Annotated in this window: 15 protein-coding genes; 12 read left to right on the top strand and 3 right to left on the bottom strand. The window is 62.5% G+C overall.

Annotation, left to right across the window (positions count from 1 at the left end; translation table 11 throughout):
• Positions 1 to 4 precede the first annotated feature (4 nt).
• Genes hemC through VGG22_09760 form a run of 7 tightly spaced genes read left to right on the top strand, consistent with a single transcriptional unit; the run spans position 5 to position 7,904 of the window.
• Entirely contained in the window at positions 5 to 1,378 is a 1,374-nt protein-coding gene (gene hemC, locus VGG22_09790) for a hydroxymethylbilane synthase (GenBank protein HEY1728653.1), read from the top strand.
• Positions 1,362 to 2,357 (top strand): porphobilinogen synthase, encoded by a 996-nt coding sequence (gene hemB, locus VGG22_09785; GenBank protein HEY1728652.1) that lies wholly within the window; start codon positions 1,362 to 1,364, stop codon positions 2,355 to 2,357. The genes hemC and hemB overlap by 17 nt, the downstream gene beginning before the upstream one ends.
• Complete coding sequence (locus tag VGG22_09780; GenBank protein HEY1728651.1) at positions 2,350 to 2,952, top strand: molybdenum cofactor guanylyltransferase; 603 nt, start codon at positions 2,350 to 2,352, stop codon at positions 2,950 to 2,952. The genes hemB and VGG22_09780 overlap by 8 nt, the downstream gene beginning before the upstream one ends.
• 10 nt (positions 2,953 to 2,962) lie before the next feature.
• Positions 2,963 to 4,261, top strand: a complete 1,299-nt coding sequence (hemL, locus tag VGG22_09775; protein HEY1728650.1) for a glutamate-1-semialdehyde 2,1-aminomutase — start codon at positions 2,963 to 2,965, stop codon at positions 4,259 to 4,261.
• Positions 4,262 to 4,283: 22 nt separating this feature from the next.
• Positions 4,284 to 5,621 carry a glutamyl-tRNA reductase gene (gene hemA, locus VGG22_09770; GenBank protein ID HEY1728649.1) on the top strand — a complete coding sequence of 446 codons (1,338 nt, stop codon included), beginning with the start codon at positions 4,284 to 4,286 and terminating at the stop codon, positions 5,619 to 5,621.
• Between the two features lie 16 nt (positions 5,622 to 5,637).
• Positions 5,638 to 7,140 (top strand): uroporphyrinogen-III C-methyltransferase, encoded by a 1,503-nt coding sequence (gene cobA / locus VGG22_09765; protein ID HEY1728648.1) that lies wholly within the window; start codon positions 5,638 to 5,640, stop codon positions 7,138 to 7,140.
• On the top strand, positions 7,086 to 7,904 hold the full coding sequence (locus VGG22_09760) for a DUF92 domain-containing protein (protein ID HEY1728647.1): 819 nt from the start codon (positions 7,086 to 7,088) through the stop codon (positions 7,902 to 7,904). Before cobA ends, VGG22_09760 begins: the two co-directional genes overlap by 55 nt.
• On the opposite strand, the gene VGG22_09755 is transcribed toward VGG22_09760, so the two are convergent.
• Positions 7,893 to 8,156 (bottom strand): glutaredoxin domain-containing protein, encoded by a 264-nt coding sequence (locus VGG22_09755; GenBank protein ID HEY1728646.1) that lies wholly within the window; start codon positions 8,154 to 8,156, stop codon positions 7,893 to 7,895. The genes VGG22_09760 and VGG22_09755 overlap by 12 nt on opposite strands.
• 89 nt (positions 8,157 to 8,245) lie before the next feature.
• Here VGG22_09755 and VGG22_09750 point away from each other — a divergent pair, with 89 nt between their 5' ends.
• Positions 8,246 to 9,055 (top strand): hypothetical protein, encoded by an 810-nt coding sequence (locus VGG22_09750; protein ID HEY1728645.1) that lies wholly within the window; start codon positions 8,246 to 8,248, stop codon positions 9,053 to 9,055.
• Here the strand turns inward: VGG22_09750 and rocF are convergent.
• Positions 9,027 to 9,902, bottom strand: a complete 876-nt coding sequence (gene rocF / locus VGG22_09745; protein HEY1728644.1) for an arginase — start codon at positions 9,900 to 9,902, stop codon at positions 9,027 to 9,029. The two genes, VGG22_09750 and rocF, sit on opposite strands and share 29 nt — an antisense overlap.
• On the bottom strand, positions 9,892 to 11,028 hold the full coding sequence (locus VGG22_09740; protein ID HEY1728643.1) for an AI-2E family transporter: 1,137 nt from the start codon (positions 11,026 to 11,028) through the stop codon (positions 9,892 to 9,894). The genes rocF and VGG22_09740 overlap by 11 nt, the downstream gene beginning before the upstream one ends.
• A gap of 175 nt (positions 11,029 to 11,203) precedes the next feature.
• On the opposite strand from VGG22_09740, the gene VGG22_09735 reads away from it, so the two are divergent.
• The 4 genes from VGG22_09735 to VGG22_09720 are packed head-to-tail and all read left to right on the top strand — an operon-like array spanning position 11,204 to position 15,442.
• Positions 11,204 to 12,124, top strand: coding sequence for a BMP family ABC transporter substrate-binding protein (locus VGG22_09735; protein HEY1728642.1), 921 nt, complete (start codon positions 11,204 to 11,206; stop codon positions 12,122 to 12,124).
• Positions 12,124 to 13,581 carry an ABC transporter ATP-binding protein gene (locus tag VGG22_09730; protein HEY1728641.1) on the top strand — a complete coding sequence of 486 codons (1,458 nt, stop codon included), beginning with the start codon at positions 12,124 to 12,126 and terminating at the stop codon, positions 13,579 to 13,581. The genes VGG22_09735 and VGG22_09730 overlap by 1 nt, the downstream gene beginning before the upstream one ends.
• The gene (locus VGG22_09725; GenBank protein ID HEY1728640.1) at positions 13,578 to 14,591 is read left to right on the top strand and encodes an ABC transporter permease; all 1,014 of its coding nucleotides are present in this window, start codon (positions 13,578 to 13,580) and stop codon (positions 14,589 to 14,591) included. Before VGG22_09730 ends, VGG22_09725 begins: the two co-directional genes overlap by 4 nt.
• Positions 14,591 to 15,442: an ABC transporter permease gene (locus VGG22_09720; protein HEY1728639.1), complete on the top strand. Its 852-nt coding sequence runs from the start codon at positions 14,591 to 14,593 to the stop codon at positions 15,440 to 15,442. The genes VGG22_09725 and VGG22_09720 overlap by 1 nt, the downstream gene beginning before the upstream one ends.
• The last annotated feature ends 16 nt before the right edge of the window (positions 15,443 to 15,458 follow it).

The raw sequence follows: 15,458 nt of genomic DNA, 5'->3' as shown, positions 1-15,458 counted from the left end.
ACGCGTGTATCCTATCGCGCTAAACATGCGCGGGCGTCTCGCAGTCGTCATCGGCGGCGGCAGCGTCGCCGAGCGTAAGATTGCCGTCCTTTTGGATGCCGGCGCAACGGTGCGTGTGGTCTCACCGGGTTTGACACCGGCGCTCGCGCAGCTGTCCGACGAACGTCGCATAGAAGTGCAGCAGCGACCTTTTGAGGCCTCGGACGTCGCGGGCGCTTCGCTCGTGTTCGCGGCGACGGATGACGACACGGTCAACGCCTCAGTCGTCGAAGCGGCACGTGCGCACGGGATCCTGGTCAACGATGCGAGCCGGGCCGAGCGCGGCGATTTCTCGACACCTTCGGTGCATCGCCGCGATTCGCTGACGATCGCGGTCGACACGAGCGGGACGTCTCCCGCCGTCGCAAAGCTCGTGCGCGAACGCATCGGCGCACTCGTCGAGCGCAGCCTTTCGGAAACGCTCGTATGCGCGTCGCGCGCGAGCCGGCTTGCGATGACGCAAACCCGGCTCGTCATGGCAAAGCTTGCGCGCAGCGGCATTGCATCGACCGTCGTCAACATCACGACGAAGGGCGATCAAGTGCAAGACCGTGCCATTACGGCCATCGGCACAGACAACGTCTTCGTGCGCGAGCTCGAGCTTGCACTGCGCGATCGCCGCGCTGATTATGCCGTCCATTCGTGTAAAGATCTTCCCAGCACGCTGCCTGAGGATATGGAGATTGTCGCGATCGTCGAACGCGCCGATCCCCGCGACGTCTTCTGCAGCGACCGTTTCGAAAATTTCGATGCGCTACCGAGCGGCGCGCGTGTCGGTACATCCAGCCCGCGGCGGCGCGCTCAGCTTGCGGCCATACGCGGTGATCTCGAATACGTCACGATTCGAGGCAATGTGGATACACGCTTGCGTAAGCTCGCCGAGCGCGAGTTCGATGCAATCGTTCTGGCGGCCGCCGGAATCGATCGGCTCGGAGAGAGTGCGCGCTACAGCATCCCGTTTCCAAGCGAAACGCTGGTACCAGCCGCGGCGCAAGGTGCGCTCGCAGTCGAAGCACGGCGCGACGATCCGCTCGGGGCAGTTTTGCGAAGCGCGCTCAACGATGGGAACGCTGAGCTGGAAGTGATCGCCGAGCGCGCCTTTATGCGGACCATGCGCGGCGGCTGCGCCGCACCGATCGGGGCCAATGCCGTCCTCGACGCCGCTTCGCGGATGATGATCGTCCGGGCGGCGGTAGGTCTGGATGACGGGCGAGTGCTCCGCGCCGAACGCGGAGGGCCGGCGACCGGCACGGACGAGGCCGAGCAACTGGGTACGGCCTTAGCGGCGGAATTTGCGAGCCTACCCCTCGAAAGAGCGACGGATGCAGCTCCAAGATAAGCGGATCCTCACGCTCGTGAGCCGCCCCCGGCGCCTGCGGGCGAACCCAGCGATCCGCGATATGGTCCGCGAAACGCGGGTCAATCTGGCCGGCCTGGTCCAGCCAATGTTCATCGTCGCGGGGAACGGCGTGCGCGAACCCATCTCGAGCATGCCGGGCGTTGCGCGCATCTCCGCCGACGTCGCCGTCACCGAAGCGAAGGAGCTCGCGAGCGCCGGCATTCGCGCGGTGTTGCTCTTCGGGATTCCGGATTTCAAAGACGCGACCGCAACGTCGAACTACGATCCGCACGGTGTCGTGCAGAATGCCGCGCGCGCCATCAAAGCCGCGCTTCCGCAAATGCTCGTCATCGCCGATCTTTGCAATTGCGAGTACACCGATCACGGACATTGCGGCGTGCTCGATGCACGTGGTGAAGTCGAGAACGATGCAACGGTCGAGATACTGGTTCGCACGGCGCTTACGTACGCACAAGCCGGCGTCGACGTCATTGCACCCTCCGACATGATGGACGGGCGCGTCGGCGCAATCCGGCGCGCGCTCGACGACGACGGATACACGAACGTCTCGATCATGGCGTATTCGGCGAAATATGCATCCGCGTTCTATGGACCGTTCCGCGAAGCCGCCGATTCGACGCCCGCGTTCGGCGACCGGCGTAGCTATCAGATGGATCCGGCCAATGCACGTGAAGCGTTGCGCGAAGTATTCCTCGACATCGACGAAGGCGCCGACGTCGTCATGGTCAAGCCGGCGTTGGCGTATCTCGATGTCGTGCGCAGCGTACGCGATCACGTCGACCTTCCGGTCGCGGTGTACAATGTCAGCGGCGAATACGCGATGGTGAAAGCCGCCGCGCAAAACGGCTGGATCGATGAAGAGCGAATCGTCGACGAGCTGCTGCTTTCGTTCGCCCGTGCCGGCGCCGACATCATCATTACGTATTTCGCAAAGGATTACGCGCGACGGCATGCCTGAGCGACCCGAAATCGGGGTCGTGATCCTCGCCGGCGGCGGCGCGACGCGGCTTCCTAAGAAGCTCGAGCTTGAAGCAGGCGGCGTTCCGATGCTCGTTCGCGTGTATCGCAACGTCTCTGTGGGACGCAAAACGTACATCTCGTGCGCGGGCAGTTTTTCACCGCACCTCGACGCGCTACTCGACTGTCCGATGGTCGTCGATCGCTGGCCGGGCCGCGGTCCGCTCGGCGGACTCGTCTCGACGATGGAAGTCATGGAGACGCCACTGGTCTTTGCCGTCGCAGGTGATGCACCGTTCATCGATTCGACGTTCATCGATCGCCTAGCGAATGTATGGGAGGCGGGCGATGAAGCGGTCGTACCGGCGCACCCGGGCAAAACGGGTAAACGTCTCGAACCTCTGGCGGCGCTTTACGATCGCGCCGCTTTTTTACGCGAAGGTACGAAAGCGCTCGGGAGCAGCAACGAATCTCTGCACGCAACCGTCGCGCACATGCATATCCGCGAGTTTCCCGTGAGCCGCGAGGATGAGCGGCTGTTCACCAACGTCAACACGCCCGCGGACTATGCCGCGGCAATAGCCTGGATGGCTTAGAAACGAGACTATGGCAACCTACGAGCGTTCGATAAACGCATATCTCCGCGCAAAGCGCGTTATTCCGGGCGGCGTCGATTCACCGGTGCGCGCATTCCGTGCGGTCGGCGGCTCGCCGTTATTCGTGCGCAGCGCGCAGGGCGCAACGTTCATCGACCTCGACGGACGCGAGTTCATCGACTACGTGATGTCGTGGGGACCGTTGATTCTCGGACATGCGCCGGCCGGAGTCGTTCGCGCGATTCAAACCGCAGCGTCCCGCGGTACGTCGTACGGCATGCCGACGGAGCTCGAAACCGAGCTCGCCGAGCTGATCGCATCGGCAATGCCCTCGATTGAACGTATTCGGTTCGTGTCCAGTGGTACCGAAGCGACGATGTCGGCGCTGCGTTTGGCGCGCGGCTTCACCAAGCGCGATAAAGTTATCAAGTTTGCCGGCAACTATCACGGGCACGGCGATTCGTTTCTGATCGCGGCCGGCAGCGGCGCATTGACGTTCGGCGTCCCGAACTCACCCGGCGTCACCGAAGGTACCGCGCGCGATACAATCGTCGTCGAATACAACGACCTTGAGGCCGTGCGCAATGCCGTCGCTGCAAATCGCGATGAGATCGCGGCTATCTTCGTCGAGCCCTATGCGGGCAACATGGGACTCGTGCTTCCGACGCCGGGCTTTCTGCGCGGATTGCGCGAGATTGCCAACGCTTCCGGCGCACTCTTGATCTTCGATGAAGTCATCACCGGGTTTCGCGTCGGACGCGGCGGCGCGCAAGAGCGAGAGAACGTCAAGCCCGACCTCACGACGCTCGGCAAGATCATCGGCGGCGGACTCCCCGTCGGTGCGTTCGGCGGACGCGCGGACATCATGAGCGAGCTGTCGCCCGAAGGTCCGGTCTATCAAGCCGGTACGCTCTCGGGAAATCCGCTTGCGATGAGCGCCGGGATTGCGACAATTCGCGGATTGACGGACACGGTGTATGCGGAGCTCGATCGGCTTGCAACGCGACTCGTCGAAGGACTCGCCCACGTCTTCACGCGGCACCGCATCAAGCATCAAGTTTCGCGCGCCGGATCGCTGGTGGGATTTTTCTTCACCGACGTACCCGTCGTCGACCTCGAAACTGCGAAGACGTCCGACACCGAGCTGTATGCACGCTTCTTTCACCGCATGCTGTCGCGCGGGGTGTACTTCGCGCCCTCGCAGTTCGAAGCCGGATTTTTGTCGGCGGCGCATACTGATGCGCACGTCGAGGCAACCCTAGCAGCCGCGGACGCAACGATCAACGAGCTCATGCAGGTTGCCGGATGATCGAACCCGGAAATTCTGAGCCGTGCCGCTAGTCTGCCTAGGTCTCTCGCACAGAACCGCGCCCGTCGAGGTGCGTGAACGTCACGCGTTTCCGAGCTCGATGCTCGGTGAAACGCTGATGGCGCTGCGTGATTACGAAGCGGTCGTCGAAGCGGTCGTGCTTGCAACATGCGGACGGCTCGAGATCTATGCCGAGCTCGAAGATTACGAAGCCGGCACCGAACAGATCAAAGCGTTCCTCGGAAACTTCCGGCACGGCAACGTCGAGTACGATATGCAATCGTACATGTATACGCTACTCGGCCGGCAAGCGATCGAACATCTCTTTCGCGTTTCGACCGGTCTTGATTCGATGCTCATCGGCGAAGCCGAGATACTCGGTCAAGTCAAAGAAGCATACGTGCAATCGCAACGCGCAGGGTCGCTCGGAAAATCACTGCACCAATTGTTTCGTGAAGCGCTCAGCGCGGGCAAAGCTGCCCGGTCGCAGACGAAGATCGGAAATGATTCCGTCAGCATTGCGACCGCTGCCATCGACATGGCAAAGTCGCACGTCGGAGACCTGGCCGGAAAAACGGTTGTCGTCGTCGGTGCGGGTTCGATGGGAACAACCGCAGCTCGGCGCTTGAAATCGGAAGGCGCACGACTCGTTCTGCTCAACCGCACGCACGAGCGTGCCGCCGAGCTGGCTGCGAGTCTTGGAACGGGCGAAACGAAGCCGTTGCCGGCGATAGCCGGTGCTCTCCTCGATGCGGATGTCGTGATCACGTCGACGGGAGCTTCGCACTTCATTCTGGATACACAAAAGGTTTCGGACGCCATGACCGCGCGCAGCGAACGTCCACTGTTCATCGTTGACATCGCCGTCCCGCGCGACGTCGATCCCGAGGTAGCCGCAATTCCGGGCGTCGCGTTGGTCGGTATCGACGCACTGTCCGCTGTCGTCGACGAAACGCTCGAGGCCCGGCGCGAGGCGATTCCGTTTGTCGAAGAGATCATCGAAGAGCACGCGCGGCGTTTCGTGGATTGGTATCAATCGCAAGCGACCGTCCCGGTTATCGCGTCGCTTACGCAAAAAGCCGACGCCATTCGCGAGATTGAGCTCGAGCGGCTGTTCGCACGCTGCCCCGACCTCACCGAACGCGAACGCATGTTGATCACGGGCATGTCGCTCACGATCGTCTCACGACTATTGCACAGCGCGATTTCGCGGATTCGCGAGAAAGCCGTCAGCAATCAGCCCGAAGCGCTGCTGCACGCTCGCATCGTTGACGAGCTGTTCGATTTGGGCGCTGCAATCCCGGAATATTCAGCGGCGCTAATCCGCGAAATGTCGAACGCGGGAATCGACACAGAGTAATGTCGCGCCTTTAAACATGGCGGGCAAAGTCTTCTTGGTCGGCGCAGGCCCGGGTGATCCCGGGCTTTTGACCATCAAGGGTAAACGCGCCATCGAGAGCGCCGATGTTCTCGTTTACGACTATCTCGCGGCCGAGCCGATCGTCGCGCTCGCACCACCGGATTGCGAGCGCATCTACGTCGGCAAGAAAGCGCGCGCGCACACGTTCGAGCAAGAGGAGATCAATACGCTCCTCATCCGCTTGGCACGCGAAGGCAAAAACGTCGTGCGGCTTAAGGGCGGCGATCCGCTCGTGTTCGGACGCGGTGGCGAGGAAGCGCAAGAACTGCACGCGGCCGGCATCGCGTTTGAGATCGTCCCCGGCGTGACGTCCGGAATCGCGGCGGCCGCGTACGCCGGAATCCCGGTGACGCACCGCGATCACAACACGGCGGTTACGTTCGTGACCGGGCACGAAGACGCCGTAAAGCAGCTCTCGACTCTGGATTGGTCCAAGCTCGCGGCGCCCAATCACACGCTCGTCCTTTACATGGCGATGGGCAATCTTGCCTCGATCGCAGCCGAGCTCGTGCGCAATGGTCTGAACCCTTCGACTCCGATTGCAATCGTGCGCGAAGGGACGAAACCTTCGCAGCAAACGCTCGTTGCTACGCTTGGAACGATCGCTTCCGAGATCGAGCACGTCCCCATCGCGCCGCCTGCCATTGCGATCGTCGGCGAAGTCGTGCGCCTGCGCGACGAGCTGCGTTGGTTCGACCAATTGCCGCTTTTCGGGAAACGTGTGCTCGTCACGCGCATGGCAAGCGGCAGCCTCGAATTTGCGGCGCGTTTATGGGAGGCCGGCGGCGAGCCGATCCTCGCACCTTTAATTCGCATCGTTCCGCCCGAAGATACGCGCGAGATCATACGCGCCGTCGAGTCCGCAACGTCGTACAAGTGGATCGTGTTTTCAAGCCGCAATGGCGTCGATGCGTTCTGGGGCGAGCTGCAAGCGCGCGGGCGTGATGCGCGCGCCTTTGCCACGACGAAGGTGGCCGCAATCGGACCGAAAACTGCCGAAACCCTCTCCGAGCACGGCATTATGGCCGATTTCATTCCCTCGCGTTATGTCGGCGAAAGCGTCGGCGAAGGACTGCTCGCGCGCACCGAGCCGAACGATCGCATCTTGCTCTTCCGCGCGCAAGAAGCGCGCGACGCGCTTCCCGACATGCTGCGCGATGCCGGCCGCAACGTCGAGATCGTCGCCGCATATCGAGCCGTTCGCAACGACGTTGCGGATCTCGCCGAGCGCGTTGCGAAAAGCGACGTGCTCACGTTCACGAGTGCCGGCATCGTGCGCAGCTTCGTTGCGCAGCTTCCGGACCCCATACAGGCCGCACGCGGCAAGATCGTGGCGTGCATCGGCCCGATCACGGCCGACGCGGCGAAGGCTGCGGGCCTCGACGTCAGCGTCGTCGCGGAAGAATTCACAACGGAAGGGTTGGCGCGCGCGCTGATCGCGGCGCCGATTCTCCGCTGAGCAAGCCGCTCACCGCCGGTGGAGCGCTCGGAGCGCTCGCCGTCGGCGCGTTGACGTACGCCGGCGGCCGTTATGGTTGGGCGAACGTCGCGCTCCCATTCGAGGTACTGTTCGCATTCTTCATCACGTCGGTTGGATTCTCGTACGCCGGACGAAAACGCAAACAACAACTCGTCGACATTCCGAAAGGCGGCCCGCGCAACGCCTGGCAAGTAGCGGCTAACGGCGGAATTGCTACGCTGTGCGCCGTTTTTGCGGCTCTGATGACGCGCGGTGCAGAGCCGTCGCATCTTGCTTACGCTCTGTTGTGGGCGTTTGCGGGCGCATATGCAGCTGCAACGGCCGACACTTGGTCGACGGAAATCGGCAGCGCGTACGGCGGCAAGCCGCGTTCGATCGCCGGCTTCGCACCGGTCGCCGCGGGCCTATCGGGCGGCATCACCCTGCTCGGTACGCTTGCGATGCTCGCGGGGGCGGCCTGGATCGCACTCGTCCTTGCGCTCACGCTTCACAGTGCGCAAGCGTTTGGGTCCGTGATGCTCGGCGGCGTTGTCGGCGCGCTCCTCGACTCGCTGCTCGGAGCTACACTTCAGTCGATCGCGTTTTGCCCGACGTGCGAACGCCCAGCCGAAACGGTGACGCACGTCTGCGGTTCGCAAACGACGCCCTGGCGAGGCTTGCGCTGGATGACGAACGACGCCGTCAACGCGCTAGCCACCCTTAGCGGCGCTCTTGTCTCGGCCGGTCTTTTCTTAGCGGGATGACAGCTCGCGCCCGTACTTCTGCTCGAGGTATGGAATGATGTCGTCATCATCGTCGAGGGTGACCTCGCCGTCGACCATGACCGGAATCGACGTCTGACCTGAGACTTTGACCACCTCATCGCGCGAGCCGTGATCGCGCGGCACGTTTACGATCTTGTGGTCGAGCAAGAGATCGGTGAGCTTCTTACGGACGCGGGCGCAGTAGGGGCACCACTCCGCCTGATAGAGCACGATATCGGTCGATCTTCCCATGGCTTCACAACCAAACGCGTGGCACCGCATGAAGGTTGCGTCCCCGGTCGCCGGGTAGTGAGCGTGACCGCCGCCGGGGGCTTGGCCGCATGATTTCCGCTGCGAAACAACCGTCGTACCGAACGCCCGCGTTCGCGCTCTCGATCGCGTTGCATCTCTGCGTGCTCGGCTTGGTCGCGGCGCTCATTCCACTATGGCACATCACCGTGAACGGCTACGGTTTGCGCGACGTGGCAGCGATATGCGCGTCGCCCTGTGGCCGCGTCTTCGCGATTCGGATCGAACGCCGCGCGCGAGCCGCTGCGACCGAAGGGATCAAGCGCATCACGGAAACGATCATGCCAAAGGTGGCGAGTCAGACCGTGATTGCGCAGCGCCCGATCCGGAGTTACCGCGCGACCTCGACCTCACACCACCTCGCGCCCGAACACGCGGCGGCTGTAAAGGCGCAGCTTTCAACGAGTGGCCTCGAGGGAACGAACCCGAACGTGAGCATCGCAATGCCGGCAACGCAAACGGACGTGGCCGCATCGCGGTTGCAACCCAACACGATCTCAGCGAATCCGTCGAGCGCCGACAAGCCTCCCGTCTCTCAAACCAGAAGCGTCGAATCGCAAACGGGTCCCGCGAATTGGGGCTCCCATTTCGATAAGCCCGTGTTGCTCGACCGTACGTTGAACGACGACGTGCTGGCGAAGTTGCCGAAGGGCGGAAAGATTTCGATCGCCGTCGACGACAGTGGCCACGCAACCGCTGTACGAATCGATGCGCCGGGTCTCGACCCGGCGATCATCGCCGACTTGCGCGCACGTCTCCTGGCGGCGCGCTACGCGACGGTCGAACGCGACGGCATTGCGTTTGAGGGCACGCTCATAATATCGTCTTCCCAAGCGCGCTGAGAATGAGTTCGACGGCCAAGATCGCGGTGCGATTCTCGCTGTCCAAGATCGGATTGATCTCGGTAATTTCGAGCGAACCGATGCGGCCCGAAGCCGCGATCTCTTCAAGCGCGAGGTGTGCTTCGCGATACGTGATCCCACCTTTGACCGGCGTTCCAACACCGGGTGCTTCACTCGGGTCGATGGCATCCATGTCAAACGATACATGCACTTGTCCCGCGCCCACGATCTCGAGCGCGCGTGCAACGACCGCTTCCATCCCGAGACGATCGATATCGGTCATCGTAAATGCCGAGATTCCGAGCTCGCGTATCGTCGTCTTCTCACCGGGATCGACGTCGCGCAAGCCGATAAGGACGCTACGCTTCGGATTCATGTCGCCGGCCTCAACCGCATAGTATACCGGCATGCCGTGAACGTTTCCCGAGGGCGACGTTCTAGGTGAGTTGATGTCGGCGTGCGCGTCAAACCAAATCAGGCCGGGTGACTCACCGCGTGCGCGCCGCAGCCCCGCGAGCGTGCCGATCGCAATCGAATGATCGCCGCCAAGAACGATTGGAAATGCGCCGTCTTTTACCGAACCTTCGACGAAATCGGCAAGTACGTTGCAGACGCTTTGAATCAGGCCGAGATACTTCGGGTCGCCTTGCTGAATCTTCTCGAGATCGCGATCCGGAACGACGAGATTGCCCCGGTCGATGATTTCGGTAATGCCTTGTGCGCGCAAGCGCTCGTGCAGTCGCGCGTACCGAATCGCGGACGGTCCCATGTCGACGCCGCGCCGGTCGGCACCCAAATCCATCGGCACACCCAAGATGTCGACGCGCCGCTGCGCGTTAGCTGACATTCGTGATCTCGTCCTGCATTCGAAGCGACTCGTCGCGCGGCGTAGCAGGCACGTCTTCGGCCTCGACCGGCGCCGGCAAGAAATGCATCTTCAAGACGCGGAGCATCGCGGCCGTCGGAACGGCGACAAACGTTCCGGGAAAACCGAACAGCTCGGTAAATGCCAGAACGGAAATGATTACCCATAGCGGTGAGAGGCCGACGCTGTCACGCATGATGCGCGGAGCGATTACGTTACCGTCCAGCTGATGGATCGCGACGACGGCGATCGCAACGGCCAGCGCGTTTCCGTCGCCATTGTAGACCAGAGCGAGCGTCACGGCGGGAAAGAACGCGACCACCGCGCCCAGATACGGAATCACCTGAAAGACGCCGGAGAAGACGGCAATCAAATACGCATACGGCACGCGGAAGATCGTGAGCACGACGAACATCAGGACGCCCACGATGACGGCGTCGATCATTTGCCCGCGAATGAATCCGCCCAGCACGTGATCGAGATCGAGGAGAACGGCTTTTGCCTTCGGGCGCGTGCGACTCGGAAAGAGACCGAGAAACACGCGTACGAGATTTTCCTGATCGAGCAGCATGTAGGCCGTGAGAATCGGCACGACGATCAGCGTTGCGATCAGCGCAACGGCAGAGACGAGATAGGTCGCGATCTGATGGATCGCGTCAAACGCGTAGCGCTCGGTGAAGCCGACCAGTTCCCCCGGCAGCGTCGAAAGGTAGGCGCGTATCGGGGCCGGCAGCCAGGCGAAAAGCGGATTGCGGGGATCGACGATGTCGCGCGAGACCTCGACGATCGTCCGAGGAACGCTGCGCACGAACGTCGCCGTGTCGGCGATCAACGGGGGAACCATGAAGATCGTAATCAGCGCGAGGGTGATCGCGACCACCAGATAGACGATCAGAATCGCGACGATCACCGGCATGCGACGCGCGAGCCAATGGACGAGCGGATAGATCACGTAGGCTAGGAAGATCGCGACGATCGCGATCACGAGGACGGCTTGCACCCGCAGCAAGAACATCGCGATCCCGTACACGAGTAGGCCGGTCAACGCCAGCGTCGCGAGGACTTGCAGCGCGGTCAGACGTTTTGAGTCGTCACCCCGGGTGGCCATGTGCGGTCCTTATCCCCCGTGCGCGAAGGCCCTCCGAAGAAATTCGCGTACAAGGCCAGCCATGATCGCTCGCACGGCGGTTTGCCTCGCCGTAGCTTTAGCGTCGAGCCTTATTCCAACGGCTTGCGCTCACGAATCGAACACTACAGGTCCGGCATCGTCGGTGAAAGTCGGCATGGTCACGGACGTCGGCGGCCTCGGCGACCGTTCATTCAACGACGGCGCATACAGAGGTTTGCTCGCGTGTAAGAAGAGCGTCGGCGCCCGCGTCCAAGTGCTGCAATCAAAATCGGCCGCCGACTATCAGCCGAACCTGACCGTCTTCGCGACCGAAGGGTTCGATGAGACGTTTGCGATCGGGTTTCTCATGAATCGCGATCTCGACGAAGTCGCGAAGCGCTTTCCCAACAATCACTTCGCGATCATCGACGCTGTGGTCGACGATCCGAACGTCGAGTCGGTGACGTTTAAAGAAGAGGACGGCTCATTCTTGGCGGGCGCCCTCGCGGCGCTGGTTTCGAAGACGCGTACGATCGCATTTTTGGGAGGCGTCGACATTCCGCTCTTGCGCAAGTTCGAAGCCGGTTACACCGCCGGAGCGCACGAAATCGATCCGAAAGTAAAAGTGCTCGTCAAGTACGTCGGCTCGTTCGAAGACGTCGCGTCCGGTAAAGAGCTTTCCGACGTGCTCTACTCGCAAGGCGCCGACATCATATTCTCTGCAGCCGGCAAATCCGGCTTGGGACCGTTCGAGGTTGCGAAGAACCGTCCGAACAGCTACGTGATCGGCGTCGATTCGAATCAAGATGCGCTCTTGCCCGGCAAGGTTCTCACGAGCATGGTCAAGCACGTCGACAACGCCGTTCAGCGGGTATGCGAAGACGCTTCTGCTCATCGCACGCTTTCCGGACATTTGGTTCTCGGCCTGCGCGAAGACGGCGTCGGTCTGACCGACTTTCAATATACGAAGACTCTGATCGGCGCGGCCAACATCGCACGCGTCGCCCGCATTCGTAAAGCGATCGTCGCCGGCGAGATCGTGCCGCCCTCGACGCGCGAAGACCTCGCAAAATTCAAACCGGTTCCGATCCCCTGATGCCGGCACTCGCGCTGCGCGGGATCGTTAAGCGCTTTGACGATCTCGTCGCGGTGAGCGGCGTCGATCTCGATCTCGAGCCGGGCGCGATCGTCGGATTGATCGGCGAGAACGGGGCGGGGAAATCGACTCTCGCGAACATCGCATTCGGCGCGATTGTTGCCGACGAGGGAACCATCGAGCGTAACGGCGTCGTCGGCCTCGTCCACCAGCACTTTCAGCTCGTCGAACGCCTCCGTGTTTGGGAAAACGTGCTGCTGGGTCGCGAGCCACGCAAAGGTTGGCGGCTCGACGTCGCCGCGGCGCGCGCGCGCGTCCGCGAGCTTGGCGAACGCTACGGCCTGCACGTCGATCCCGATGCAATCGTCGAAACGCTCCCGGTCGGACTCAAGCAACGGGTCGAGCTTCTGCGCGAGCTGGAACGCGAGCCCGCAATTTTGCTGCTCGATGAGCCGACCGCGGTGCTTGCACCGAGCGAGATCGAGTCGTTCTTCACGACGATCGCCGGGCTTGCGAAGCGAGGAATCGCAATCCTCGTCGTGACGCACAAACTGGCCGAAGTGATTGCCTACACGTCAAAAGTGAGCGTGATGCGCGCCGGGGAGATCGTGGCGCGCTTCGACACAGCCCAAACGACTGCCGATGATCTCGCCCGCGCGATGGTGGGCGGCGAGATCCCGCCGCTCGCGCAGCGAATTGCGTTCCCGCGGCAGGTGCTTCCCATCCTGCACATCACGGGGCTTCGCGCGAAAGCCGGTCCGGATGAGATCGGCGGTCTCGATCTCGCGCTTGCGGCCGGTGAAATTCTAGGCGTCGCGGGCGTCGAAGGGAACGGACAAACTGCGCTCGCCGATGCGCTTGCGGGCGTGACGGAATACGAAGGCACGATCCGATTTCGAGATGAGGAGCTGCCCTCCGCACTCGGCCCGCGCGGCCGCATCGCACGCGGAATGCAGATCATCCCGCAAGACCGCCAGCACGAAGCGCTGGTCCTGGATTGGAGCGTCACCGAAAACGCAATCCTCGGCCGCGAGCGCAATCCGGAGCTGCGGCGCGGACTTCAGATCGATCCGGCCGCTACGCGCGCGTTTGCGCAGACGATCGTCGAGCGCTTCGACGTGCGACCACCTCGCGTCGATGCACGCGTGAGTGGTCTCTCGGGTGGAAATCAACAGAAGATCGTCGTCGGACGCGTGCTCGCCGGCCAGCCAACGTTTGTGCTCGCGTACCAACCGACGCGCGGGATCGACGTCGGAGCTGCCGCACTCGTGCAATCCCGCCTCATCGAAGCACGCAACGCCGGGACTGCGATTCTTCTGATTTCGTTCGAGCTTGACGAAATATTCGCGCTCGCCGACCGCGTCGTCGTTCTCTATCGCGGCAAGGTCGTCGGCGAGTTCAGCCGCGATGCGTTCGATCGCGGACGCATCGGCGCCCTGATGGCCGGCTCGTCATGAACCTTTCACGCGGCGCGCGCGACGCGGCAATCGCCTTCGGAATCATCGTGGTGTTCGGCAGCCTCGCGATGCTCCTCGCCGGCGTAAACCCCATCGATGGTTTTAGTGCGCTTCTGATTGGTGCGCTCGGAAACGTTCCGGAGACCGCCGAGACGCTCGTGCAGACGACGTCACTGCTTTTTCCGGCGCTTGCGATTGCGCTTGCATTTCGGGCTGGACTGTTCAACATCGGCGCCGAGGGGCAGCTGCTCATCGGTGGCTTGCTCGCGGGCGTAATCGGCGAACGGTTCATCGCACCCGGCTTCATCGCAATCCCGGTGCTACTGCTCGCGGGTGCTGTCGGCGGCGGAGCGTGGGGAGCTTTGGCAGGCTGGCTCCGCGCGCGCTTTTCCGCCAACGAAGTCATCGCCACGCTGATGCTCAACTACGTCGCGATTCAAGTCGCCGCGTACGCGATAACCGGACCCTTGAAAAGCGCGACGGGCGCAGGCAACGAGACGGGCGAGCTGCCTGCATCGTCGTTTCTTCCGACGATCTTGCCGGATACACGATTGACGATCGCGCTCGTTCTGGCGCTCGTGCTCGCATTTCTTCTGCGCTGGCTGTTGCGCTCAACGGTGATCGGCTATCAACTGCGCGCCGTTGGTGACGCGCCGCGAACGGCACAGCGAGCCGGGATCGACTTGGCGAAGATGCGCTTTTGGACGATGACGGCGTCGGGCGCGATTGCCGGTCTCGGCGGGGCGACGATCGTGCTGGGCGTGCTGCACCGCTTCAATCTCGCGCTCTCGCCCGGCTACGGATTCATCGGTATCGCGGTCGCGCTGGTCGGCGAGCTGGATCCGTTGTGGGTTACCGTCGCCGCATTCGTCTTCGGCATCCTGCAGAACGGCGCAATCGGAATGCAGGCCGCCGCGAACGTTCCGCGTGACGTCGTGACGGCAATCGAAGGTTTGATCATCCTCGTTTTGGCAGGCCGCCGTATCATCACGCGGAGTGGAGCCGACTGATGTTTGCATTCTTGTGGCTGATGCTCGTGAAGTCTGCGCCACTCGTCTACGCGGCGCTTGGCGGCGTGTTGTGCGAGCGCTCCGGCGTGCTCAACATCGGGCTCGAAGGGATGATCGCAATCGGCGCGTTCAGCGGCGTCGCGATCTCGTTTGCAACCGGAAGTGCAATTCTGGGCGCGATCGGCGGCGTCGCATCAGGCGCGCTGCTGGGCGCCATTCTGGGATTGGCTGCAACTCGTTTTCGCGTCGAGCAGATCGTCGCGGGAACCGGAATCAATTTGATCGCCCTGGGCGGCTCCGCGTACGGACTCGTCGTCGTCTTCGGACAACCCGGCGCATCAAAAGAAGTGAACGCGCTTGGGCCGACCGGCGAGATTGCAATGGTCTGCTTGGCGCTCGCGCTCGCGGGGCTCTTACACGTCTTCCTTTTTTGGACGCGGCCGGGATTACACGTGCGCGCATGCGGCGAGAATCCTCGCGCTGCCGACGTCGCCGGTATCAACCCGCTGCGCGTACGATTCTGGGCGACGACGGCCGGCGGCGCGTTCGCGGCACTGGGCGGCGTGTTCCTCGCAATGGCCGAGCTCGATTTATATTCCGACGGGATGAGCGCGGGGCGCGGCTTCATCGCGCTCGCCGCCGTGATCTTCGGACGCTGGAACCCACTCGGCGCAGCCGCCGCGGCGTTGTTCTTCGGAGCGTTCGAAGCTTTACAATTCACGCTCCAACGCACGGGCATTCCGGTCGAGTTCATGCAGGCTTTGCCGTATGTTGCCGCACTGATCGCACTCGCGGGATTCGCGGGTCGTGCTCGAGCGCCGGCTGCAGACGGCGTCCCATATAGAAGATAACGCCAGGAGACGAACG

This window comes from Candidatus Baltobacteraceae bacterium, assembly GCA_036489885.1.
GTDB lineage: Bacteria > Vulcanimicrobiota > Vulcanimicrobiia > Vulcanimicrobiales > Vulcanimicrobiaceae > JAFAMS01.
Note: the sequence above shows the minus strand (reverse complement) of the source record. Positions and strands in the feature narration are given on the sequence as shown.